Origin of the sequence: Stenotrophomonas sp. Iso1 (assembly GCF_027497995.1) — a bacterium.
Lineage (GTDB): Bacteria > Pseudomonadota > Gammaproteobacteria > Xanthomonadales > Xanthomonadaceae > Stenotrophomonas.
The window spans coordinates 45767-69391 of sequence record NZ_JAODBT010000003.1 but is presented as its reverse complement, the minus strand read 5'-3'; the positions used below and the strand labels follow the sequence as shown (position 1 = coordinate 69391).

20 protein-coding genes and 1 pseudogene are annotated in these 23625 nt (G+C 62.5%); 11 read left to right on the top strand and 10 right to left on the bottom strand.

The window, feature by feature from the left end; translation table 11 throughout:
• Positions 1-113 precede the first annotated feature (113 nt).
• Both PAN08_RS13235 and PAN08_RS13230 read right to left on the bottom strand, forming a co-directional pair.
• The gene (locus tag PAN08_RS13235) at positions 114-974 is read right to left on the bottom strand and encodes an A24 family peptidase (RefSeq protein WP_269791979.1); all 861 of its coding nucleotides are present in this window, start codon (positions 972-974) and stop codon (positions 114-116) included.
• Positions 975-981: 7 nt separating this feature from the next.
• On the bottom strand, positions 982-2241 hold the full coding sequence (locus PAN08_RS13230) for a type II secretion system F family protein (protein WP_269792320.1): 1260 nt from the start codon (positions 2239-2241) through the stop codon (positions 982-984).
• A gap of 624 nt (positions 2242-2865) precedes the next feature.
• Here PAN08_RS13230 and PAN08_RS13225 point away from each other — a divergent pair.
• The 3 genes and pseudogenes from PAN08_RS13225 to pilB all read left to right on the top strand — a co-directional run.
• Positions 2866-2955: pseudogene (locus tag PAN08_RS13225) on the top strand (prepilin-type N-terminal cleavage/methylation domain-containing protein); the annotation flags it as partial.
• A gap of 526 nt (positions 2956-3481) precedes the next feature.
• On the top strand, positions 3482-3814 hold the full coding sequence (locus PAN08_RS13220) for a prepilin-type N-terminal cleavage/methylation domain-containing protein (RefSeq protein WP_269791978.1): 333 nt from the start codon (positions 3482-3484) through the stop codon (positions 3812-3814).
• A 111-nt stretch (positions 3815-3925) separates the two neighbouring features.
• Positions 3926-5656 (top strand): type IV-A pilus assembly ATPase PilB, encoded by a 1731-nt coding sequence (gene pilB / locus PAN08_RS13215; RefSeq protein WP_269791977.1) that lies wholly within the window; start codon positions 3926-3928, stop codon positions 5654-5656.
• A 189-nt stretch (positions 5657-5845) separates the two neighbouring features.
• On the opposite strand, the gene PAN08_RS13210 is transcribed toward pilB, so the two are convergent.
• Positions 5846-7243 (bottom strand): sigma-54 dependent transcriptional regulator, encoded by a 1398-nt coding sequence (locus tag PAN08_RS13210; protein WP_269791976.1) that lies wholly within the window; start codon positions 7241-7243, stop codon positions 5846-5848.
• A 60-nt stretch (positions 7244-7303) separates the two neighbouring features.
• Positions 7304-8923 carry an ATP-binding protein gene (locus PAN08_RS13205; RefSeq protein ID WP_269791975.1) on the bottom strand — a complete coding sequence of 540 codons (1620 nt, stop codon included), beginning with the start codon at positions 8921-8923 and terminating at the stop codon, positions 7304-7306.
• A 257-nt stretch (positions 8924-9180) separates the two neighbouring features.
• Here PAN08_RS13205 and sucC point away from each other — a divergent pair, with 257 nt between their 5' ends.
• Both sucC and sucD read left to right on the top strand, forming a co-directional pair.
• Positions 9181-10350: an ADP-forming succinate--CoA ligase subunit beta gene (sucC, locus tag PAN08_RS13200; RefSeq protein WP_269791974.1), complete on the top strand. Its 1170-nt coding sequence runs from the start codon at positions 9181-9183 to the stop codon at positions 10348-10350.
• Positions 10351-10375: 25 nt separating this feature from the next.
• A complete protein-coding gene (sucD, locus tag PAN08_RS13195) occupies positions 10376-11251 on the top strand; it encodes a succinate--CoA ligase subunit alpha (protein WP_269791973.1) in 876 nt (291 codons plus the stop codon).
• Between the two features lie 228 nt (positions 11252-11479).
• Here the strand turns inward: sucD and PAN08_RS13190 are convergent, their stop codons facing one another.
• A complete protein-coding gene (locus PAN08_RS13190; protein WP_269791972.1) occupies positions 11480-11851 on the bottom strand; it encodes a hypothetical protein in 372 nt (123 codons plus the stop codon).
• Between PAN08_RS13190 and PAN08_RS13185 the strand changes: the two genes are divergently transcribed.
• Both PAN08_RS13185 and PAN08_RS13180 read left to right on the top strand, forming a co-directional pair.
• Complete coding sequence (locus PAN08_RS13185; RefSeq protein ID WP_269791971.1) at positions 11850-12230, top strand: endonuclease domain-containing protein; 381 nt, start codon at positions 11850-11852, stop codon at positions 12228-12230. The genes PAN08_RS13190 and PAN08_RS13185 overlap by 2 nt on opposite strands.
• Before the next feature lies 1 nt (position 12231).
• On the top strand, positions 12232-13869 hold the full coding sequence (locus PAN08_RS13180; protein ID WP_269791970.1) for an NAD+ synthase: 1638 nt from the start codon (positions 12232-12234) through the stop codon (positions 13867-13869).
• 369 nt (positions 13870-14238) lie between these two features.
• On the opposite strand, the gene PAN08_RS13175 is transcribed toward PAN08_RS13180, so the two are convergent.
• Entirely contained in the window at positions 14239-15120 is an 882-nt protein-coding gene (locus tag PAN08_RS13175; RefSeq protein WP_269791969.1) for an outer membrane protein assembly factor BamD, read from the bottom strand.
• Between the two features lie 113 nt (positions 15121-15233).
• Between PAN08_RS13175 and rluD the strand changes: the two genes are divergently transcribed.
• From rluD to PAN08_RS13155, 4 genes are read left to right on the top strand one after another with little or no spacing between them, the layout of a single operon-like run.
• Positions 15234-16223 (top strand): 23S rRNA pseudouridine(1911/1915/1917) synthase RluD, encoded by a 990-nt coding sequence (rluD, locus tag PAN08_RS13170; RefSeq protein WP_269791968.1) that lies wholly within the window; start codon positions 15234-15236, stop codon positions 16221-16223.
• On the top strand, positions 16223-17002 hold the full coding sequence (pgeF, locus tag PAN08_RS13165) for a peptidoglycan editing factor PgeF (RefSeq protein ID WP_269791967.1): 780 nt from the start codon (positions 16223-16225) through the stop codon (positions 17000-17002). Before rluD ends, pgeF begins: the two co-directional genes overlap by 1 nt.
• The gene (locus PAN08_RS13160; protein WP_269791966.1) at positions 16999-17538 is read left to right on the top strand and encodes a DUF4166 domain-containing protein; all 540 of its coding nucleotides are present in this window, start codon (positions 16999-17001) and stop codon (positions 17536-17538) included. The genes pgeF and PAN08_RS13160 overlap by 4 nt, the downstream gene beginning before the upstream one ends.
• Positions 17528-17932 carry a thiol-disulfide oxidoreductase DCC family protein gene (locus PAN08_RS13155; protein ID WP_269791965.1) on the top strand — a complete coding sequence of 135 codons (405 nt, stop codon included), beginning with the start codon at positions 17528-17530 and terminating at the stop codon, positions 17930-17932. Before PAN08_RS13160 ends, PAN08_RS13155 begins: the two co-directional genes overlap by 11 nt.
• A gap of 13 nt (positions 17933-17945) precedes the next feature.
• On the opposite strand, the gene otsA is transcribed toward PAN08_RS13155, so the two are convergent.
• The 4 genes from otsA to PAN08_RS13135 all read right to left on the bottom strand — a co-directional run bounded on the left by otsA (position 17946) and on the right by PAN08_RS13135 (position 23509).
• Positions 17946-19316 carry an alpha,alpha-trehalose-phosphate synthase (UDP-forming) gene (gene otsA, locus PAN08_RS13150; protein WP_269791964.1) on the bottom strand — a complete coding sequence of 457 codons (1371 nt, stop codon included), beginning with the start codon at positions 19314-19316 and terminating at the stop codon, positions 17946-17948.
• Positions 19313-21094 (bottom strand): glycoside hydrolase family 15 protein, encoded by a 1782-nt coding sequence (locus PAN08_RS13145; RefSeq protein WP_269791963.1) that lies wholly within the window; start codon positions 21092-21094, stop codon positions 19313-19315. Before PAN08_RS13145 ends, otsA begins: the two co-directional genes overlap by 4 nt.
• 16 nt (positions 21095-21110) lie before the next feature.
• The gene (gene otsB / locus PAN08_RS13140) at positions 21111-21866 is read right to left on the bottom strand and encodes a trehalose-phosphatase (protein WP_269791962.1); all 756 of its coding nucleotides are present in this window, start codon (positions 21864-21866) and stop codon (positions 21111-21113) included.
• 311 nt (positions 21867-22177) lie between these two features.
• Entirely contained in the window at positions 22178-23509 is a 1332-nt protein-coding gene (locus PAN08_RS13135) for an OmpA family protein (protein ID WP_269791961.1), read from the bottom strand.
• Positions 23510-23625 lie beyond the last annotated feature (116 nt).

Sequence of the window (23625 nt, the reverse complement as noted above, 5' to 3'; positions counted from 1 at the left end):
ACAACTGCCCCGCAGTGCAGGGGCAGCTGCTGTAAATGGGCGGCCTTCGACGCTTTGGGCGAAGGCTGACCTCATAGGCATTGCAGCCTACATCGCCGTTTCAAGGCTTGGTGCTAAAAACCTGCTATCCGCTTGTAGCCATCAATCATCGGGTCGCCCCACATGAAGACCAGCCAGCCGGCAATCGCCAGATACGGCCCGAACGGAATGGGCGTGGCACGGTCGCGGCCGCGTGAGTACAGCCAGATCGAGCCGATGATGGCGCCGACCAGCGAGGACAGCAGAATGATCGGCAGGATGCCCTTCAAGCCGCACCACGCACCAAGCGCCGCCAGCAGCTTGAAGTCGCCGTGGCCCATGCCTTCCTTGCCGGTGAGCTGCTTGAACAGCCACCACACCGTCCAGAGTGATAGATAGCCAACGGCCGCGCCGATCAATGCCGGCTTGGCCGGCATGTACAGGTTGTCCATGCTGCCGATCAGGCCCAGCCACATCAGCGGCAAGGTGAGCTGGTCGGGTAGCAATTGGGTGCGCAGGTCGATGCCAGACAAGGCCACCAGGAAGCAGCTCAGCACAATCGCGCCAAAGCCCTGCCAGCCGAAACCGAATTGCCACACGCTGGCCAGCACCATGAGTGCGGTGACCAGCTCTACCAGTGGGTATTGCAGCGAGATCGGCGCCTGGCAATGCCGGCACTTGCCGCGCTGGATCAACCAGCTGAACAGCGGGATGTTCTCGTACCAGCTCAGCTTGTGCTTGCAGTGCGGGCAGTGCGACGGCTCGACCACAATCCCCGGGGGCGGCGGTTCATAGATGTCCGGCTCACCGAGGATCTCGCGCGCATCGCGCTTCCATTGCCACTCCATGCGCTTGGGCAAGCGCAGGATCACCACGTTGAGGAAGCTGCCAATCAGCAGTCCCAGTCCGACTGCGGCGGGATAGCCCAGACCGGGATGCTGGTCGAGAAATGCCATGCGTTAATTATCCAACAGTTGAGGCGAGCTTGAAGATCGGCAGGTACATGCCCACCACCATGCTGCCGACGACCACGCCGATGAACACCATGATCAGCGGTTCGAGCAGGCTGGTGAGCGCATCCACTGCGTTGTTCACTTCCTGCTCGAAGTACTCGGCCACCTTGAACAGCATCGTATCTAGGGCACCAGCCTCTTCGCCGATGGCGGTCATCTGCACAACCATATGTGGAAACAGATTCACCTGCTTCATGGCCATGTTGACGGGGTAGCCAACCGAGACATCGTCCCGCATACGAAGGACCGATTCTTCATAGACCTTGTTGCCGGTCGCACCAGCGACGATGCCAAGTGCTTCCACCAGTGGCACGCCCGCTTTGAATGTCACCGCTGTGGTGCGGGCAAAGCGAGCGATGGAGCTGTTGTGCATGATCTGACCAATGATTGGCACTTTGAGGATCACGTGATCCATCATGTGCTGCATCTTTGGTGTCCGTTTGTAGGCAAAAATGGAGCCGCCAACTACGCCGATGACCGCCAACAGAATCGCCCACCACCAGCCAACCATGAAGCGCGATGCAGTTACGATCATTTGGGTAAATACCGGCAGGTCAGTGCCAAAGCTCTTAAAAATGTCCTCGAACTGCGGCACCACCCAGATCAGCAATACCGAGCTGACCATCAGCGCCACTGCGATCACCATGGCGGGGTAGAACAAAGCCTTCTTGATCTTGCCCTTCAGCGTCTCAAGGTTTTCCTGGTAGTTGGCGATGGTTTCCAGCACCGTTTCCAGTACGCCAGCGCCTTCGCCGGCCTTGACCAGGTTGCGATACAGCTCATCAAACTGCACGGGGTGCTTGCTGATGGCCTCGTGCAGCGACGAGCCCCCTTCCAGATCGGCACGAATCGTACCCACCAGCTTGGCCATGCGCGGATTCTTATGGCCGCTGCCAATGATTTCCAGCGAGCTGACGATAGGCACGCCGGATTTCATCATCGTTGCCATCTGGCGGCTGAAGAAGGCGATGTCCTTGGGTTTGACCGGGCTGCCGGCGGAGCCGAACAGCGGCTTGGGCTTTGGCTTGACTACGGTAGGCGTGATGCCCAAGCGGCGCAGCTCGGCCCTGAGTAGATTGACGTTCTTGGCGTCCTGTTCGCCCTTCATTTTTACGCCACGCTTGTCTGTTCCCTCCCAGACAAACGGCTGCATCTGACTGGTGCTACGCCCAGCCGTCTCTTTACTGATCGCGTTGCGGGTAACAGCCATCATTTCTCTCCCCGTCCAGCCATCCCCAGGCCAGACAACAGCCGCATGGTAGCTGGTCAGGCGGTCGTAGGCACAGTCTGGCAATGGGCTTTGGCGGCACCGGTCACATCCGTGCCCCGTCCGCACCATATAGGGGTGCCGCTTCCCTCCGTCCGGGTGTCGATGGACGACTGTCCGGGAAGCTCCGACCACCGGACGGCCCGCACACAGCAAGCGTGTATAGGAGCGGCGTCCGCCGCGAAGCCGTTGAAGGCGCCGGTCGCAGAGCAGCTGCAATTGCAGATATCCCAGCCGCTATTGCATGGACGGGGCATGCTCTATGGCAAACATTCTTCCAATAGATGTGATGCGGGCCGACACCTTGCAGCCACGCACATAAGGTCGGTGTAATCCGGTCGCAGTCCATTGCAAATGATTGCGTCACAAAGTGACGCGGGAGGTCAGCCTGTGGCGCTGTTCCTGAATTGCACTATTGGGGCTTCCCTTCTTTATCGATGCTGCCATCATTGCGCCGGGGAGTAGGGGAGTGTTGAGCAGTTGGCACGCAACCTGCTTTGTAACCCCATGCGAGCAGGCATGCGCCTGCAACCATGCCCACAATCCAAACCTCTAGGGGATGTACTCATGAAGAAGCAACAGGGCTTTACCCTGATCGAACTGATGATCGTGGTTGCGATCATCGCCATCCTGGCCGCCATCGCGCTGCCGGCGTATAACAACTACCGCGTCAAGGCGGCTGAAAATTCATGCGCAGGCGAAGCAAAGGCTTGGGCTAATGCTTGGATTGCAGCAAATCACTCGGAAATGACTTTGCCGGTGCCGGGTACTGCCGGTGCTTGTATGACGGTGAGCGGTAGCCACACCGGGCATGTCACTGGCAATGAGGTTGCTGCTGCTGCTGCTTCAACCTTCGTTCCCAAGGAGCCAGGTCGCGCAGCTGCAACCACCGTTTGCAGCTTGGAGTCCGGCACCTGCACCACCACCACTCCTCCGTAATTAGCGGGTGGTGAAATCGGATGTGTTTTGTTTGGTGCATCCGTCGCTTTTTCTGGCAAGCCCTGCATATGCAGGGCTTGTTTTTTTTGCAGATTGGCGATTGATGATGATCCGTTGCGCCGTTGTATTTGAATCCCGTTGAGGTGAGTGGCTGTGTGGACGGTAATTAAGTTATGCCCGAAGAAGTTGGCGCGACACTTGCTTGGGTCGATGTGAGTTAGGTAGCGATTTTTAGGGGGAGAGGATGCGGCGCCATTTAGAAGGTTTTACGTTAATCGAACTGATGATCGTTGTAGCGATTATTGGAGTGTTGGCTAGCATTGCCCTTCCCTCCTACAATCAATACCGCGTCAAGGCTGCGGAAAGCGCTTGCCTTGCGGAAATGATCAATTACTCCCGTTTTTCTTTGGCAAGGCTTTATGACGAGGGTGTGCCGGATGCAGCACCACAGAGTGCGTGTGAAAGTGCAGATACGGCAACGGTCATCGGTGTGAGTATCTCCGCTACACCTAAAATTCCGGGTGTTCAAAGTGTTAGTTGCGATATGGATGCGGGAAATTGCAGTCTTAAGCCGTAGTGGCTTTTGGCGGCTGATTGGGGATGAATCCCAGCCGAGCATGGCTCGGCTCTACATGTGCCTGCAGCCGTGCGTACAATCACCGGGCTACCGTCCGGCCCAGGGGAAATCATGAATACCGCCATCACCGCCAATCTGGTTGGCATCACCGGGATTGCCCGTCGTCTGGTTCAGGACGGGGCGCTGGATGAGGCGGTTGCCCGTACGGCGATGACGCAGGCCGGGGACGCCAAGGTGCCGTTGGCGCAGTGGCTGTCCGACAAGAAGCTGGTTTCTGCGGCGAACATGGCTGCTGCCAATGCAATGGAATTCGGCATGCCGCTGTTGGATGTGTCGGTGTTCGACGCCAACCAGAATGCGATGAAGCTGGTCAGCGAGGAGCTGCTGCGCAAGCATCAGGTGCTTCCGCTGTTCAAGCGCGGCGGCAAGTTGTTTGTGGGCACCTACAACCCGACGCAGCCGCTGGATGAGATCAAGTTCCACACCAATCTGGTGGTCGAGCCGATTCTGGTTGATGAAGACCAGATCCGGCGCACGCTGGACCTGTGGCTGGCGAGCAATGACAGCATTGGCGGCGCGCTGGGTGGCGACGATGACGACGTGGGCGACCTGGATGTCAGTGCCGGTGATGAGGATATGTCCGGCGGTGGCGACTCGGGTATCGACGCCAAAGGCGACGACACGCCGGTGGTCAAGTTCGTCAACAAGGTGCTGGTGGATGCGATCCGCAAGGGCGCTTCGGATATCCATTTCGAGCCGTACGAAGACGATTACCGTGTGCGCTTCCGCATCGATGGTCTGCTCAAGACCGTGGCCAAAGCGCCGGTGAAGTTGAACCAGCGTATCGCGGCGCGCCTGAAGGTGATGGCGCAGCTGGATATCGCAGAAAAGCGCGTGCCGCAGGATGGGCGCATCAAACTCAACCTGTCCAAGAGCAAACAGATCGACTTCCGCGTCAGCACGCTGCCGACCTTGTTCGGCGAAAAGACCGTGCTGCGTATCCTGGACGGCAGTGCCGCCAAGCTGGGTATCGACAAGCTCGGCTATGAGCCGGATCAGCAGAAGTTGTTCCTCGATGCCATCCACAAGCCCTACGGCATGGTGCTGGTCACTGGCCCGACCGGCTCGGGTAAAACGGTGTCGCTGTATACCGCGTTGGGCATCCTCAACGATGACACGCGCAATATTTCCACCGCCGAAGATCCGGTGGAAATCCGTTTGCCCGGCGTCAATCAGGTGCAGCAGAACAACAAGCGTGGCATGACCTTTGCGGCGGCGCTGCGTTCGTTCCTGCGACAGGATCCGGACATCATCATGGTCGGCGAAATCCGTGACCTTGAGACCGCGGAAATCGCGATCAAGGCTGCGCAGACCGGTCACATGGTGCTGTCCACGCTGCATACCAATGATGCGCCGCAGACCATCGCGCGTCTGATGAACATGGGCATCGCGCCGTACAACATCACTTCGTCTGTGACGTTGGTTATCGCGCAGCGATTGGCACGCCGTTTGTGCAGCAACTGCAAGCGTCCGCAGCAGTTGCCGGAGAACGCGCTGTTGGCGGAAGGTTTCACCGCGGAGCAGATTGATCGCGGCATCCAGCTGTTTGAGCCGGTCGGTTGCGATGAATGCACCGAGGGCTACAAGGGACGTACCGGTATCTATCAGGTGATGCCGATGACCGATGAGATCGCAGCCATCGTGCTGGAAGGCGGCAACGCGATGGATATCGCCGAGGCGGCGCAGAAGGTCGGGGTGAATGACCTGCGGCAGTCGGCATTGGTGAAGGCGGCTGCGGGTACTACCAGCCTGGCCGAGATCAATCGTGTGACCAAGGATTGATGCGGGTTTTATCGCTGTAGTGCCGAGCGGCGCTGGCAAAAAACAAAGCGCCCTCACGCCAACCCCTCTCCCGTGAACGGGAGAGGGGCTTTTGTCATGGTGGTGCGTAGGGTGTCGGCTTGCGGTGATTCCTTCTCCCGCATGCGGGAGAAGGTGGCGCGCAGCGCCGGATGAGGGTGTTCTGCGCCGCTATTCCATTCCCAGCTTTTTGAGCTTGTAGCGCAGGGCGCGGAAGGTGATGCCGAGCTGGACAGCGGTCTTGGTCTTGTTCCAGCGGTTCTCTTCCAGCGCTTTCTGGATGGCGGCGCGCTCCATCTGCTCGATGTACGAGGGCAGGGCGCCGTTGCCGTTGTCGATATCTTCGATGTCTTCTTCGACCGCCGATGCGCTGCTGGCGATGACCGGCGGTTCTGCGCGGGTACTACTGACGGGCTGGGGTAAACGCAGGTCGCTGGCGCCGATGTTGTCATCGTCAGCCAGGGCGAGGGCGCGTTCGAGGATGTTTTCCAACTCGCGCACGTTGCCCGGGAAGGCATAGCCGGCCAGTGCGTCCAGCGCCGAGGGGGCGAGTTGTGGCGGTTGCTGGCCTTGGCCCTGAGCGAGCCGGTTGAGAATGGTGGTGGCCAGTAGCGGCAGGTCGCCACGGCGTTCCCGCAGCGGCGGCACCCGCAGTTCGATGACGTTGATGCGGTAGTACAGGTCGTGGCGGAAGCGCCCGTCTTGTATCAGCGTGCCCAGGTCTTTGTGGGTGGCCGACAGGATGCGCACGTCCACCGGCACTTCGGCGGACGCACCGACCGGGCGGATGGATTTCTCCTGGATGGCGCGCAGCAGCTTGACCTGCATCTGCAACGGCAACTCGGCGACTTCGTCCAGGAATAGCGTGCCTCCATTTGCGGCCTGGAACAGCCCCGGCTTGTCAGCATGGGCGCCCGTGAAGCTGCCTTTGCGGTGGCCGAAGAACTCGCTCTCCATCAACTCGCCCGGGATGGCACCGCAGTTGACCGGAATGAACGGGCCGTTGGCGCGGGCTCCCTGGTCGTGGATGGTGCGTGCGACCAGTTCCTTGCCCACGCCGGATTCGCCCAGGATGTAAACCGGCGCCTGGCTGCGGGCGACCTTGGCGATGGTGGTGCGCAGTTCGTCCATGGCGACCGAGCCCCCGAGCAGGCGGGTGGCGCTGTCCTGCGGTGGCGCTTGCGGGGCGCGGGATGTGTTGTTCAGTTCGAGCGCATGCCGCACCAAGCCGCGCAGAACGTTGATGTCCACGGGCTTGCTGACAAAGTCGAAGGCGCCGGCTTTCAGTGCCTCCACGGCCAGATCCATGCTGCCAAAGGCGGTGATCATGGCCACTGGCGTGCGTGGATGGTCGCGGGCGATTTCGGTGACCAGCTCAATGCCGTTGCCGTCGGGCAGGCGCATGTCGGTCAGGCACAGGTCAAAGGGGTTGCTGGCCAGCAATTCCCGCGCTTCGGCCAAGTTGGCTGCGGTACTGATGCGCAGGCCCATTCGCCCGAGTGTCAGAACCAGAAGCTCACGGATGTCGCGTTCGTCATCGACGATCAGGGCGCTGTGTGTTGCATTCATGGACAAAACGATAGCCGAGGAATACCCCGAGCTCCAAACCGACCGCCGTAGAGGCGGGCATCAAAGGGCGCGAGTGAAGGTGGATTGGGCAGTGGAGAGCGTGAGGCGGAAGCAGGCACCGCCGGCCGGGATCGAAACATAGTCCAGTTGTGCCTGATTGGCGCGACACAGTTCGCGGGCGATATACAGGCCCAGCCCGGTGCCGTGTTCGGAGGTGGTGTAGAAGGGGCGAAACAGCTGCGCGGCGACACCGTCGGCGATGCCCGGGCCGCGATCCATGATGTCGATGACGGCATGACGTTCGGCCGACGCGACGCGGATGCGCACTCGCGCAGGCTCGTCGGCAGTACGACCGTACTTGAGCGCATTGTGGACCAGCGCGGTGAGCACCTGATGAAGGTGACGTGGGTCCATCATCGCCGGCACCGAGGATTCCTGGATCATCACTTCCAGACTGTCGGTATCTGAAGACAGCGTTTGCTTGTGTTCAATCACGAAGCGGCGCACGAAGGCGGCCAGGTCCAGATTTTCGGGGTTGGCGCGTTCGCGTCTGGCCAGTGCCAGCACACTTTCGACGATGCCGTTGGTGCGTTGGCATTGCTGGTGAATGATTTTCAGCAGTCGGCGGTCGGCATCGCCGATGTCTTCGGATTCTTCCAGTAGCTGAGTGGCGTAGTTGATTGCCGCCAACGGGTTGCGGATTTCGTGGGCGAGGCTGGCCGAGAACCGGCCCAGGGTGGAAAGCGTCAACGACTCCGCGCGCTTGGACACCACCGTGGTGTCGTCCAGAAACACCAGTGTCATGTCGCTGTCGGCCAGCAGCCGTGCAAAACGCGGCAGCACTTCCACTTGTTCCGGTGCCAGTTGCAGCGGTTGTTGTTCTTCATGCGAGCCGTTGCGCCAACGTTGCAGGCGGCGTGCGAGCTCGGGCGATGCCGATGCCAGCGTGCTGCGTTCGGCCGCCAGGGTGCCTTCCATGTCACCCAATAATGCGGTGGCGGCTTCGTTGGCCAGGGTGATGCGGCCGTTGATGTCCACCACGAGTACGCCGGTGCGCATGCGGCGGATGATCAGTTCGTTGACCTCGACCAGGTTGGCCACTTCGGCGCCGCGTTGGTCGGCCAACTGCTGGGTGCGGCGGGTGCGGTTGCCGATCTGATAGCAGATGAAGGCCAGGGCGAGGTAGCTGGTGACGAACATCGCCAGCTCGGCCACCGTGCGGGTTGCGTCGATGGCCTCGAACGAGGCCCAGAGGAACTCGGCGACGTTGGCGATGCCGGCGAGCAAGGCCACCAGCAATGCGCGCGACAGCGGCAGCAACAGACTGGCTGCTGCGATGTTGAACAGCAGTGACATCGAAATGCCGGCGCTCGCTCCCGGCAGCGCGTGGCTGAGCAGGGTGGCGGCCACGATGTCGACCATCACGCTCCAGAACACGATGGCCTGCAGCCACCGCTCGTTGCGGCCCCACAGCAGCAACGCGGCGGCGAGGATCAGGTAACCGATCGAGACCGTCGCCGCCAGCAAGGGGTGGTGTGCTTCGCCCACCAGCGGTGTCAGCGGGCCGAACACCAGGGCGCAGAGCAGGGAGGCCACCAGCACCCGGTACAGAGCGAAGAAGTACAGCTCGCGCCGGGGGATCGATTCGATCCGGTCGATGAGCGAAGGGCTGGGGGCCAAGCCGGACTCCTATCCAGGGCGAATCAGGGAAGTATAGGTGCGCGCCGGCTCGCGCACGACACGCGAGCCGGCGACCGGCCGAGTTGGCAAGTTGCTGAAAAAACGTCAAAAAACGTGCCGGTCTTGGCCATTTGTACAGACTTCTTTGCGTGCTGCGGCCGGCTCAGCCACAATAGTGGGCCCGCCGCGGTCCATGCTGGCGCCCCAGCCGGGGCCCGAGGAGATGCGTGCGGTCGTTCCTATTCCCACGGTGACGCATGAATTTCCACGAATACCAGTCAAAACAACTGCTTGCCGAGTACGGCATTCCCGTCCCGGCCGGCAAGGTCGCGGCTACTGCGGACGAAGCGGTTACCGCTGCCCAGTCGCTGGGCCAGGGCCCCTGGATGGTCAAGGCGCAGATCCATGCTGGCGGTCGCGGCAAGGCAGGCGGCGTCAAGTTCTGCAAGACCACCGACGACGTGAAGGCCGCTGCGGCCAAGATGCTCGGCACCAAGATGGCGACCTACCAGACCGCAGGCGTCGAGCTGCCGGTCAACCTGGTGCTGGTGACCACGGCCGGTGAGATCGTCAAGGAGCTGTATCTGTCGGTGCTGGTTGACCGTGGCACCAAGACCATCACCTACATCGCTTCTTCGGAAGGCGGCGTGGAGATCGAGCAGGTTGCCGCTGAAACCCCGGAGCTGATCCACTCGCTCAACGTCGACTTCGTTGAAGGCGTGCAGGGTTACCACGGCCGTGATTTCGGCTTCAAGCTGGGCCTGACCGCCAAGCAGGCCGGCCAGTTCGCCAACATCATGGTGAACCTGTACCGCCTGTTCAACGAAAAGGACCTGGCGCTGGTTGAAATCAACCCGCTGGCCATCCTGGACGACGGCAACCTGTACGCGCTGGACGGCAAGTTCGACAGCGACGACAACGCCGCGTTCCGTCAGAAGGCGCTGGTTGCCATGCGCGACAAGACCCAGGAAGACGAGACCGAAGTGCTGGCCTCGGAGATGGACATCAACTACGTCACCATGGACGGCAACATCGGCTGCATGGTCAACGGCGCAGGCCTGGCCATGGCCACCATGGACGTCATCAAGCTCAACGGCGGCGAGCCGGCGAACTTCCTGGACGTGGGCGGCGGTGCGAACAAGCAGCGCGTCATTGAAGCGTTCAAGCTCATCCTGTCCTCGGACAAGGTCGAAGGCATCTTCGTCAACATCTTCGGCGGCATCGTCCGCTGCGACATGATCGCGGAAGGCATCATTGCTGCGGTCAAGGAAGTGGGCGTCAAGGTTCCGGTCGTGGTGCGCCTGGAAGGCACCAACGTGGAAGAAGGCAAGCAGCTGCTGCGTGACAGCGGCATGGCCATCATCCCGGCAGACAACATCAACGACGGTGCCAAGAAGGTCGTCGCTGCTGTCAAAGCCGCCGCCTGATCCACGACACCGAAGGAAATACCCCATGAGCGTTTTGATCAACAAGAACACCAAGGTGATCGTGCAGGGCTTCACCGGCCAGCAGGGCACCTTCCACGCCACTCAGATGATCGAGTACGGCACCCAGGTTGTCGGCGGCGTGACCCCGGGCAAGGGTGGCACCATCCACATTGACCTGCCGGTGTTCAACACCGTCGCTGATGCCGTGCAGAGCACCGGCGCTGATGCCTCGGTCATCTACGTGCCGCCGGCATTTGCTGCCGACGCAATCCTGGAAGCCGCAGCTGCCGGCATCAAGGTCATCGTCTGCATCACCGAAGGCATTCCGGTGCTGGACATGCTGCGCGTCAAGAACGTGCTGACCCGTTCGCATCCGGACACCGTGCTGATTGGGCCGAACTGCCCCGGCGTGATCACCCCGGGCGAGTGCAAGATCGGCATCATGCCGGGCCACATCCACATGCCGGGCAAGATCGGCATCGTGTCGCGTTCGGGCACCCTGACCTATGAAGCGGTCAAGCAGACCACGGAAGTCGGCCTGGGCCAGTCCACCTGCATCGGTATCGGTGGTGATCCGATCAACGGCCTGAACTTCGTCGACTGCCTGAAGCTGTTCAACGAAGACCCGCAGACCGAAGGCATCATCATGGTTGGCGAAATCGGCGGCGACGCTGAGGAAGCCGGCGCTGAGTACATCAAGCAGTTCGTGAAGAAGCCGGTTGTCGGCTTCATCGCTGGCGCGTCGGCTCCGGCTGGCAAGCGCATGGGCCACGCCGGTGCGATCGCATCGGGCGGCAAGGGCACTGCTGAAGGCAAGTTTGCAGCGATGGAAGCTGCAGGCGTCAAGACCGTCCGTTCGCCGGGCGACCTGGGTGCCGCCATCGCCGCGCTGGTCAAGTAAGACTCAGTTGCGACGTTGGTTTGAGAAGGCCGCCCTTTGGGCGGCCTTTTTGTTTGGCTTTTTAAAGGCAAGGGCTTGCCCTCACCCCTTCCCCTCTCCCGCAGGCGGGAGAGGGGAAAGCTAAAGCCATGCCAAGGCAACAGCCAGAGCAACGGCCAGGGCAACAGCCAGAGCAGCGGCGAGGGCAACGGCCAGAGCAGCGTGCATGGCAGTAGGCCCGGGTAGCAGCTAGTGCAATAGGCAGAGCAACAGCCAAGAGCAACAGCCAGGGCAACGGCTATTGAAACGGCTAAAGCAACAGCCAAAGCCAAAGCCAAGGCCAAAGGCAAAGGCAAAGGCAAAAGCAAAGGCAAAAGCAAAGGCAAAAGCAAAGGCAAAAGCAAAGGCAAAGGCAAAAGCAAAAGCAAAGGCAAAGGCAAATCTATCAAAGCAGACAGTACGAAGGCTGCAGCGCTTGCGCTTTGCTGTCCCCTCTCCCGCCTGCGGGAGAGGGGTAGGGGTGAGGGCAGCTTTCCGAGCAATACACACTGAAATCACCGATTCCCCCCTGCGCCGATAGCAAGCAATCGTCTCTCTCTTCAATAAGAGGGAGCGAACCATGCGCAAGGGAAACAAGACAGGCACCGCCAAAGCCCTGCGTCTGCGCATGACCGATGCTGAGCGGCGTCTCTGGTACTACCTGCGCGACCGCCGTTTGCGGGGAGGTAAGTTCCGTCGGCAACATCCTGTCGGACCTTACGTCGTCGATTTCATCTGCCTGGAGCACAAATTGATCATCGAGCTGGACGGCAGCCAGCACGCAACCGATCCCAACGACCCGAGACGTGAAGCCTTCCTGAGGGACAGGGGCTACCGCGTGCTGCGCTTCTGGAATAATGAAGCCCTGAAGCATGCCGCCGCGGTCTGCGAAAGCATCCTCCGCGAAATGTCGGTCAATCCAGCCCCCGCCGGGTGCGTGGGCCAAGCAGAAGGTTGTTGATATGTCCCAATCGCTACGCATCGCCATGGCCCAGTTCGATTTCCCGGTGGGAGACGTGGCTGGCAATACCGGCCGCATCATTGAGCTGATGCAGGAGGCGCGCGATGAGTACGGCGCCGATGTCGTGGTGTTCCCGGAACTGGCCATCAGCGGTTATCCGCCAGAAGACCTGCTGCTGCGCCCGGGGTTCCTGCGCGATTGCGAGCAGGCGTTGGGCCGCATCGCTGCCGAAACGCAGGGCATCGTCGCTGTTGTGGGCTGGCCGCAGAGCGCCGGGGCGGTGGTCTACAACGCCGCCAGCGTGCTGCGCGATGGTGCGGTCGCCACCACCTACCGCAAGCGCGAGCTGCCCAACTACGCGGTCTTCGACGAGCGGCGCTACTTCGATGTGGACCCGGACGGGGGCAACTGCGTGTTCGAGGTCAATGGCGTGCAGGTGGGGTTGGTGATCTGCGAAGACCTTTGGTTCTCTGAGCCGATGATGGGCAGCATCCAGGCCGGCGCCGAGCTGCTGTTGGTGCCCAATGCCTCGCCGTACGAGCGTGGCAAGCACGCCCAACGCGATGCGTTGCTGGCTGAACGTTGCGCCGAGGGCGGGGTGGGTATCGCCTATCTCAATACCGTGGGTGGCCAGGATGCGCTGGTGTTCGATGGCGCATCGGTGGTGGCTGACGGCGACGGCACGGTGCATCCGGCGGCAGTGGCATTTGCCGAGGAAATGCTGCTTGTCGAATACAACGTGGCTGCGCGCAGCTTCACGCCGTTGCGCTGGATCGACGATGGCGACGAGAGCATGGATGCGCTGGCCTGGCGCGCGGTGACCCGTGGCATCCAGGACTACTGCCGCAAGAATGGCTTCAGCACGGTATGGCTGGGTCTGTCCGGCGGTATCGATTCGGCGCTGGTATTGGCGCTGGCAGTGGATGCGCTGGGCGCGGAAAACGTCCGCGCAGTGAGCCTGCCGTCGCGCTACACGGCCGATTTGTCCAATGATCTGGCAGTGGAGCAATGCCGCGCGCTGGGCGTGAAGCTGGACACCGTGCCGATCGAGCCGGCGTTCCAGGGATTGATGCAGTCGCTGTCGGGGATGTTTGAAGGCCAGGCGGCCGACGTCACCGAGGAAAACCTGCAGTCCCGCAGTCGCGGTGTGATCCTGATGGCGCTGTCGAACAAGCTGGGTGGCCTGCTGCTGACTACCGGCAACAAGAGCGAATACGCGGTTGGTTACGCAACCATCTACGGCGATATGTGCGGTGGCTATGCGCCGTTGAAGGACCTCTACAAGACCGAGGTCTATGGCCTGTCCAAGTGGCGCAATACGGTGGGTGGTGCGCCGGTGATTCCGCCGGCGGTAATTTCACGGGCGCCCTCGGCCGAATTGCGCGAGAACCAGACCGACCAGGATTCGCTGCCAGCCTACGATGTGCTGGACGGCATCCTGTACCGCTACATCGACCAGGAACAGTCGCGTGAGGACATCCTGGCTGCCGGCTATGCGACGGACGTGGTGGATCGCGTGCTGCGGCTGGTGCGTATCAGCGAATGGAAGCGCCACCAGGCTGCGCCGGGGCCCAAGGTGTCGCGCCGGGCCTTTGGACGTGAGCGCCGGTATCCGATCAGTAATGGTTATCGGGGGTGAGGTAACGTTGAGCGGCTGATGGCCCCTGGGGCGTGCTCAAGCGGTAGGAGCGCTCTGGAAGCCGCAAAGCGCTGTCATCCGCCCTTTTGGGGCGCACGCTCCGGGTCCCCACCTCGCGCAGCGCAGCGCGTTCAGTCATGCCGAGCCAGTGGCTCGCAATCCGCGTCCCTTCGCCCGGCATGGGGGAAAAGGGCGGGGAAACTTGCCCCGGAAGGGGCCACGCATCTCGGGCTTTTGGCCTGCGGGCGGATCAGCCCAGCCGGACTCAGTGATCCAAAGAAAAAGGCTCTTCGCCCATCCGAGGGGGGAAGAGCCAAAGAAAAGGGGCCGTGAGGCCCCTTTCTTGTGTCCGTTGCGGGAGCGCTGAGCTTATTTGCTCATCGTGGCATTGCGCTGGCCAGTGGCCACCGACTTTTCGCCAGCAAACGGGTTGAGCTTGCGGATCATCCACGGGTACTTCGGCCAGTTGCCGGCCAGCCAGGGGTGCTGGGGCTGGTTCAGCTCAAGCACGCGGCGGGCGTCATCGGCCAGGGTCTTGTTGCCCAGGTGGGTGTAGGCCTCGCCCAGCAGCGCTACGGCGTCGTACTGGAAGGCGCTCTGCGGGTAGGTTTCCAGCAGGTAGTTGGCGCGGCCGGCGGCCGACACCCAGGCGCCACGGCGGGCGTAGTACAGGCCGTCGTCCAGCTCGTGCTGGGCAAACACGTCGCGCAGTTCGACCATGCGCTGGCGCGCGTCGGCGGCGTAGCGGCTGTTCGGGTAGCGGTCGGCGACGATGTTGAAGTCGGCGTAGGCCTGGCGCGGGGTGGACAGATCACGACGGCTGGCGTCCAGCGACCACACGCGGCGCAGGAATACCGTGTCGCGGTTGCCGTTGGCCAGGCCGCGCAGGTAGTACATGTAGGCGATATTGCGGTGGGTCGGGTAGGTGCGGATGAAGCGATCAACGCTGGAGACCGCGTCGTCGTTCTTGCCAGCCTTGTACTGGGCGTAGGCGCTTTCGATCATCGCCTGCTCGGTGTACGGGCCGTACGGATACTGCGCAATCAGGCGTTTGAAACTGTTTTCGGCGCCGGACCAGTTGCCGCCTTCCATGAGCTTGTGGCTCTTCTCGAAGAGCTGCTCAACCGGGGCGCCTTCGTCGGCGTCCTTCTTCTTATCGCCGCGGTGGCAGCCTGTGGCGGCGAAAACCAGAACCAGCAGCAGGGCGGTGAGGCGGACGGGCGCGGACAGCAGCGAAGAGCGTCGGATCATGGGTTCAGGGCAGGACGCGGCAGGAATACGAAGGGGCGATGATAGCCTAGTGGCCTGTCCTGCGACTGACTGTTGCCGTCAGGACCCCCAATTTCGTCTCCGTTGGTCTAAACATGTCCGAAAACGCCTCCTCCAACCTGCGCCAGGCGCAGGTCCCCGATTCGGCCGCTGGCCGCCGCTTTGATGCGGTGCTGGCCGAGCTTTTCCCTGAATTTTCGCGCTCGCGGCTGACCGAGTGGATCAAGACCGGCGCGGTGCTGCTGGACGGCGAGCCCGCGCGGCCGCGCGATCCGGTCCGTGGCGGCGAAGTGGCCACCCTGAACGTGGTGCTGGAAGTGGAGACCACCGCGCAGCCGGAGGATATCCCGCTGTCCATCCTCTATGAGGACGAGCACGTCTTCGTGATCGACAAGCCGGCTGGCCTGGTGGTCCACCCGGGCGCCGGCAATCCGACCGGTACCCTGGTCAATGCGCTGCTGTTCCGCGACGCGGAGATGGCCAAAGTGCCGCGCGCCGGCGTGGTCCACCGCCTGGACAAGGACACCAGCGGCGTGATGGTCGTGGCCCGTACCGTGCAGGCGCAGACCGCGCTGGTCGAGCAGCTGTCCGCGCGTGAAGTGCACCGCCAGTACCTGGCCGTGGTGGTTGGGGCCATGGTGTCCGGTGGCAGCGTAGATGCCGCCATTGACCGGCACCCGCGCGACCGCCTGAAGATGGGCGTGCGCGAGGACGGCAAGGATGCAGTCACCCATTACCGCCTGCGCGAGCGCTTCCGCGCCCATACCGCGCTGGAATGCCGCCTTGAAACCGGCCGTACTCACCAGATCCGCGTGCATATGGCGCACTTGAAGCACGCGATCATCGGCGACCCGCTGTACGGCGGCGCGCTCAAGCTGCCCAAGGGCGCCAGCGATGAGCTGGTCGCACAGCTGCGCAGCTTCAAGCGTCAGGCGCTGCATGCCGAGACGCTGGAGTTCGTACACCCGATCACCGGCGAATCCATCCGCAACACCGCACCAACGCCGGCCGACCTGCTGGCGTTGATGAAGGCGCTGCGTGAAGACACGCAGGCCTTTGCCGAGCGTGACCGGAACCGTTGGTGATGTGCGCGGCATCGCCGCTGTGGATGGCGGAATGGCCCGCGCCGGCAGGCGTACAGGCGTTCACCACGCAGCGGCACGGTGCTGGCGGCTCGCTACCGCCATTTGACAGCTTCAACCTGGGCAACCGCACTGCGGCTGATGGCGATGACCCGGCGCAGGTGCAACGCAACCGCGATGAGCTGGAGCGTCTGGCGGGTTTGCCGTCGGCGCCGCATTGGCTGCGTCAGGTGCACGGTACGGGCGTGCTGCGTTTCGATGCGCCGCCGCAGGCGCAGGGCATCGAAGCGGAGCCGACGGCCGACGCAGCGGTGACCTCGGTTCCCGGCGTGGTGCTGGCGATCCTGACCGCCGATTGCCTGCCCGTGGTGTTTGCCGCGCGCGATGGCAGCGAAGTGGCGGCCGCTCATGCCGGTTGGCGCGGGCTGGCAGACGGCATGCTGGAGCAAACACTGGCCGCGATGCAGGCCCCGTCAGAGGCGGTCATCGCCTGGCTGGGCCCGGCCGCTGGGCCGGCGCATTACGAAATCGGTACCGACGTGCGCGAGGCTTTTCTGGCGCATTCGGCCGCGGCGGAAGCGGCCTTCACCGCTACCCGGCCCGGGCATTGGCGGGTGGATCTGTACGCGCTGGCCCGTCAGCGGTTGCAGGCAGTCGGGATGAACCCGGCCGACATTCACGGTGGTGACCTATGCACCATCGCCGACCCGGCGCGTTGGTTCTCGCATCGCCGTGATCGCCGCAGCGGCCGCATCGCCACTCTGGTGTGGATGGCGCAGTGACCTCGCCGTTGTTCGCGCAGGTGCTGGGCCCGGCGTTTGAACGCCTGTCGCCGCAGGTGCGGGCATTGCATTCGGTACGTCACCGCCAGCGTTGGAGCGGGCAGGGCGAGGTGCTGCGGGGTACGCATTGGCTGGTGGCTCCCTGTGCGTGGCTGGCGCGGTTGCCGCCGACGTCCTCGGTACCGGTGAGCGTTGAGTTCGAGGTTGAGGCACGCGGCGAACAGTGGAGGCGGCAGTTCGGGCCGGTGCGCATGCATTCGCGGCTGTGGCAGCGCGGCGGGCGCTTGTTCGAGCAGTTGGGCGCAGTGCGCTTCCGTTTCGGCCTGCGCGAGGAAGCGGGGCAGATCTTGTGGCGCGCTGAGCGGGCCTGGGCGTTCGGCCTGCTGCCGTTGCCGGCACGCTGGTTCGCGCAGGTGCAATGCCGCGAGCGCGAACAGGCCGGACGTTATGAATTTCTGGTAGATGTCTCGATGCCGCTGATCGGGCGGTTGATTCGCTACGAAGGTTGGCTGCTACCGTTGCCCGATGAAGGCTGAGGGCGCGGTAATCGTCTTCGACGGCGTCTGCGCGCTGTGCAGTCGCTGGGTGCGATTTCTGCTTCGTTTTGATCGCAGGGGGCGTTATCGCTTTGCCGCGATGCAGGGCGAACAGGGGCGTCGCTTGCTTCTGGCACATGGGTTGGACCCGGACGATCCCTTGTCATTCCTGCTGGTGAAAGGGGACGCCGCATATACCGATACCGATGCCATCGTGCGCGTGATCAGCGGCCTGGGCGGTGTGTGGCGGTTGGCGGGTGTGGCGCGCTGGATTCCGAAGGCATTGCGCGATCGGGGTTATCGGTGGCTGGCGCGCAATCGCTATCGCTGGTTTGGGCGGCATGAGACCTGTTTTCTGCCGACGCCGGAGCAGAGAGGGCGGTTCCTGGAGTGAGCGCGGGCTCTGCTCAATGCACGTCCTCCAGCGCCTGCAGGTAGTCCTGTCGCCAACGGTTGATGTCATGTGTGCTCAGGTGCTCAAACATGGCCCGCCAGCGTTCAATGCGTTCGGCGCGGGGCATGTTGGCGGCAGTGGCGATGGCATCGGCTACGCCATCCAGGTCGTGTGGGTTGACCAGCAACGCTTGCTTCAATTCATCCGCTGCGCCGGCCAGCAGCGATAAGACCAACACGCCGGGGTTGTCAGGATTCTGCGAGGCTACATATTCCTTGGCGACCAGGTTCATGCCGTCGCGCAGCGGTGTCACCAAGCCGACCGCCGCCTCGCGATAGAAGCCGGTGAGCGTGCTGTGTGCGTAGTTCTGGTTGACGTAACGCAGTGGCGTCCAATCGGCTTCGGCGTGGCTGCCGTTGATGTGGCCGGCCAGCTGTTCCAGTTCCAGGCGCAGCTTGCGGTACTCATTGACGCCGCCGCGCGATACCGGCGCAATCTGCAGGTAAGTCATGTTGCCTTTCTGCTGCGGGTAGCGGCGCAGGTAGTGCTCGAAGCCATGAAAGCGCTCGGGCAGACCCTTGGAATAATCCAGCCGATCCACTCCGATGGCGAGCTTGCGGTTCTCCAGACTTTGGCGCAGCGCACGCACGGATTTGTTGCTGGTAGCCGTTCGCGCCTGCCGGGCGATGTGAGCGGTGTCGATGCCGATGGGAAACGCTGACGTGCGCACGCGGCGGCCATCGGACGCCTGTATCCAGTTCGCGTCGATCAACCTGCCGCCGCCGAACAGGCGGGCATAGGACTGAAAGCGGTCCACATCGCGCCGCGTCTGGAACCCCAGCAGATCGTAGGAATACAGCGTGGAAAACAGCGCCCTGTGGTCAGGCAAGGCCTGGATCAGATCAGCCGACGGCACCGGCACATGCAGGAAGAAACCCATACGGCAACCGACGCCGCGTTCGCGCAGTAGCGCGGCCAGCGGAATCAGGTGGTAGTCGTGAATCCATACGGTGTCGTCTTCGCGCAACAGTGGCGCGAGCTTGTCGGCGAACAATGCGTTGACCCGCCAATAGCCTTCGCGTTTGCTGCGGTCGTAATCCACCAGATCCAACCGGAAGTGCAGCAGTGGCCACAACGTGCGGTTGGAAAAACCGTTGTAGTAGTTGTCCAGATCCTTCTTGGACAGGTCCATCGTGACGTAGCGAATGCTGCCTTCACTCTGCTCGTGCATGTCGCCGCTTTCGCCCTGCACGCTGCGCCCGCTCCAGCCGAACCACATACCGCCGCGTTCCTGCAGTGCTGCCAGCAGGCCCACAGCCAAACCACCAGCGCGGGATTCGCCGGGAACGGCCACCCGGTTGGAGACCACAACCAAACGGCTCACGAGGCCTCCTGCCAGTTGCGCGACAAGCGCATCGCGGCGGTGATCAGCCCAACATGTGAGTAGGTCTGCGGGAAATTCCCCCATTGCTCGCCGTCGCTGAAGGCCAGGTCTTCTGACAACAGGCCGACGTGGTTGCGCTGTGCCAGGACGTTCTCGAACATCTGACGCGCTTCCTCCAGGTGGCCGATGGCAGCCAGCGCGTCGATGTACCAGAACGTGCAGATGGTGAAGCTGGTTTCCGGCGTGCCGAAGTCATCGGGGGCGATATAGCGGAACAGCGCGTTGCCATGTTTGAGGTCGCGGCCGATGGCGTGGACCGTGGCAACGTAGCGCGGGTCCATCGCGTCGATGAAGCCGATGTCGGCCAGCAGCAGCAACGAGGCATCCAGATGCTGGCCGTCCCAGGTGTCAGTGAAATGGCCGCGCAGCGGATTCCAGCCGCGCGCCAGCACACGCTGTTGAATGGCGTCGGCACGTTCGCGCCAATGCGTGGTGCGTTCGTGCAGTTGCAGGCGGTTGGCGATCTTGGACAGGCGGTCGCAGGCTGCCCAGCACATCGCTGAGGTATAGGTGTGTACGGAAGTGCGGCCACGGAACTCCCACAAGCCGGCGTCGGGGACATCGTGCAGGGCGAAGGCGCGTTCTCCCAGCGGCTCCAGACGCGCGAACATGTGGGCATCGCCCTGTGCTTCCAAACGTTGGTCGAAGAACAATTGCGTTGAAGCCAACACCACCGAGCCATAGACGTCGTGCTGTTTCTGCACCCAGGCCAGGTTGCCGCGTCGTACCGGGCCCATACCGCGATAACCGGCTAGGGACGGCACTTCGTGTTCGTCCAGTTTGTCCTCCATCCCGATGCCATACAGCGGCTGCAGGCTGCCATCGCTGGTGGCGAGATTGAAGATGTAGTGCAGGAAGCCTTCCATCGAACGGGTGGCGCCCAAGCGGTTGAGTGCGCGCACGACGAAGGCGGCATCGCGCAGCCAACAGTAGCGATAGTCCCAGTTGCGGATGCTGCCTGGTGCCTCCGGGATGGAGGTGGTCATGGCGGCGATGATCGCGCCGCTGTCCTCGTACTGGCACAGTTTCAAGGTGATGGCACTGCGGATCACTGCGTCCTGCCATTCCAGCGGGATGGAGAGATAACGCACCCATTCGCGCCAGTACTCCGTGGTGCGCTGCTGTGCTTCTTGCGCGTATCCGGCGAGGGTGCGGTCCAGCGTCTCATCGACGCCGAGGATGAATTCCATGGGATGCGAGAGCACAAACGGCGTGCCGTCACGAACGAAGCGCACCGGCACGTCGGTGGTCAGGCGCAGGGTGAATTCGGGCAGCAACCAACGCATGTGATTGCTGCCCCAGGTGGTTTCAGGCACGCGTGCGCCCCAGTCGGCCAGCGGCCGCGCCCGCACGCGAATGCGCGGGCTGCCCGACAGTGGGCGAATGCGACGGATAAGGCTCGGTGGCCGGTAAAGGCGGCCATTGCGCTTCCAGCGCGGTGCAAAATCGATGACTTCTACTTCAGCGCCTTGGGCGTCGCGAAGTACGGTGCGGAGGATGGCGGTGTTGGCGATGTAGTGCTGCTCGCTGTCGGCGAAATCTTCCAGCTCGATGCCAAAGTCACCGCCGTCATGATCGCGAGGGGACAGCAGCGCGCAGAACGCGGGATCACCATCAAACGCAGGCAGACAACCCCAGACCACGCGTGCACGTTTATCGATCAATGCACCGTAGCTGCCATTGCCGACGACGGCCAGATCAAGGTTGGCCTGGTACATGAATGTCCTCCTGGGTTCATATGGGATGAGGTGCGGCATCGCGTAGCCAGGCATGCACCGCTGCCACATTGGGCAACGCATAACGGGCATGGCTGTTGGCACGCGTGCCGACCAGAACGCCGTGGCCGTGCAGTTGTTCGGCGATGGCGAAGCCGTGCTCGTCGGTCAGATCGTCACCCACGAATACCGGGCGACGGCCGGCGAAAGGCGCCGAATCCATCAGTGCGAGCAGTGCCTGGCCTTTGTCGTGTTCGGCGGTGATGAACTCGATGACGTGGTTGCCGGGCTGCAATCGAACACCGGGCAAACGGGGAAGCTGTGCATGCGCGAATGCGTGGACGGCTGCCGCTGCATCGGGCGCGTTGCGCCAATGCAGGGCAAGCGCCTGGCCTTTGTTTTCCACCAGCATGCCGGGGTGTTGATGCGCCAGCTTCTCCGCCTGAAGATGCAGCGCGTGCAGCCAATGGGCAGTCTCAGATTGAGGTGTTTCGTCCGTGGCGTGGCGTCGCAACTGGGCGCCGTGCAGTCCGGCGGCTGGTAGGCGGAGCGGGGCGAACAATGTGTCGAGCTGCGCGATACTCCGCCCACTGACCAAAGCCAGTGCACCGTTGAGCTGGAGCGCGAGTACGGACAACAGGTGCGGCAGTTCGTCGGCTGGCATCACTTTGTCAGGATGGTCGGCAAACGCGACCAAGGTGCCATCGACATCCAGAAACAGCGCATCGTTGTTCGCCAGCGCCGGGGGTAGCGGCCGCTGTAGTTCTTCGAGCATGCGGGCACTATGCCGCAATGGTTGTTAGGGGGAGGTAAGGGCGGTTGGAAGTGGTCTCATTTCGGCCGTTTAGAAGCACCTTCACCCCTTAGAAAAGCACCCTCACCCCAACCCCTCTCCCGCGCGGGGGAGAGGGGAGTAGATCATTTTTGCTTGGGGCTTGGGCCTTTTCGCCATCACTGCGCAGGATGTAAGCCCCTCTCCCGTTTGCGGGAGAGGGGTTGGGGTGAGGGCAGCTCTTAAGTTTTTTTCGTACAAGCAAAAACAAACCGGCCTGTCGGCCGGTTTGTCGTCAACCATTGCATCAGACCTTACTTCGCCACTGTGAACTCGATACGACGGTTCTGCGCTTTGCCCTCGTCGGTATCGTTGCTGGCACGCGGCTTGTCCTGGCCATAGCCCTTGGCGGTCAGCGAATCCGCTGCCACGCCCAGTTCGCCGAGTCTTGCAACCACCGCGTCGGCACGTTGCTGGCTCAGGGTGACGTTGGCAGCGGCATCGCCGGTGTTGTCGGTGTGGCCACCCACTTCGATGCGGGTGCCGGCCGGTGCCTGCTTGATCGCATTGGCAGCATTGGTCAGCGTTTCCGAGCTGTCACGCGAGATCGTCGCCGAACCGGTGTCGAAGTAGATGTTCATCAGGTTCAGCGCCTTGACCAGATCGTCGCCACTGAAACCGGCCTTGAGCCCGGCCATCGCAGCGGCGGCGCGGTCCCACAGCCCGCTGATCTCGAAGCCACCGAACAGGCTGCGCAGTTTCTCGCTGACGGTGAAGCGGTCCGCCTCCGGGAGGCCACTGGTGTCGATGTTGAGCTTGTTGCCATCGAACCCGAACTTCAGTCCGCTTGCCTTCAAATCCGGCAGCGCGGTGATCAGCTTGTCCATCCAGTCTGCCGGGAGCGTGGTCGGGTCCACCGCAATGTTGCCGCTGAGGTTGGCCTCACCGAAGGTGGCTTTCAATGCATCCCACAGGCGGGTTTTGTCGGCGTCGCTGGCCACTTGGCCATTGACCATCACCTTGCCATCGACGTTCTCGAAGCCAAAGCGGGGGTTGGTCTGCGCGACGGGTGCAGCGGGTTGCGTGGTGGCGGCAGGTTCAACCGGTGGAGGTACGACGGCTTCTTCCTTCTTGCAGCTGCGGAACGCCAGGAACGCGGCCAGCAGGATCAGTAAAGGGATCAGCCATTTCCACCAACCACCGGAGCTGGCGGTGGCAGCCGTGGCCGAGCCGGCATAGCCCGCGGCAGGTGTGGTGGCTCCAAACCAGCGGTCGTAGTCGGCCGGGCGAGAAGTGGGGACGCTGCCGCCAGCGGTCAGTTGGCCGACCATCTTGGGTAGTAACCAGGCACCGGCCATGTTCACCGCTGCAGCGGGGATGCCGAGTTTGCTGGCGATGCCGCTTGCCAGGTTCTGGCCGAAGCCGGCACTGAATTGGTCCGGTTGCAGCACATTGTCGCCGGGTGTTTTGCCGATCCATGAGGCGAACAGATCGTCCAGGCCAGCGTCTGCAAAGCGCTTTCGCAACCCGGAAAAGCCGCCGTTGGCAGGATCGAAGATGGTATCGGCAAGCAGGCGCACGAGGCGTCCTGCGTTGTCGCCCAGGTGAAAGCGGTTGGCCGCTTCGCGAATCAGGGACTCGAACATATGCGCCTCCAAACGACGGGATGGACCGGGCGGAGTTCGACCGGTAGGCGTAAGGGACGCGCAGGGCTGTTAAATCGGGATGAATGATGTTTAAACGCTTCCCTCACCTGGAGGCT